The organism is Mesorhizobium sp. M4B.F.Ca.ET.203.01.1.1 (genome assembly GCF_004791025.1).
GTDB lineage: Bacteria > Pseudomonadota > Alphaproteobacteria > Rhizobiales > Rhizobiaceae > Mesorhizobium > Mesorhizobium abyssinicae.
The window spans coordinates 1-403 of sequence record NZ_SRUO01000082.1 but is presented as its reverse complement, the minus strand read 5'-3'; the positions used below and the strand labels follow the sequence as shown (position 1 = coordinate 403).

Annotated in this window: 1 pseudogene; it reads left to right on the top strand. The window is 70.0% G+C overall.

The window, feature by feature from the left end:
• Window positions 1–287: pseudogene (locus tag EN846_RS33715) on the top strand (cation transporter); the annotation flags it as partial.
• Window positions 288–403: the final 116 nt, after the last annotated feature.

Sequence of the window (403 nt, the reverse complement as noted above, 5' to 3'; positions counted from 1 at the left end):
CCATGCGCGAGGTGCTGCAGGTGGCGCCGGATGACCTGGACCGGCGCGTGCAGCAGGTGATGCAGGCGTTCGTCGCCGAGCGGGGCTATGCCGGCTTCACCAGCCATGTGGCGAAGATGGGGCGGATGCGCTTTGTCGAGATCCACGTATTGGCGGACCCGGCGACGCCATTGGGCGCGGTGGGCGAGGTCGATGCGATGCGCGATGAGATCGCGGTGCGGCTGGACGCGCGTGGCGGTACGTTCTGGCTGACCATCGATTTCACCGCAGACCCGGCGTGGACCTGACCCTGCTTGTGCGGGGCCGGGTCCCTGCGCGGCTGCTTTCCGTGTGCAGCAGCCGAGCACGGGCTCGGCTCTAGGCCCTGCCGGGATCGGTGCGCGCGGCGGGCCGCTGTGATGTG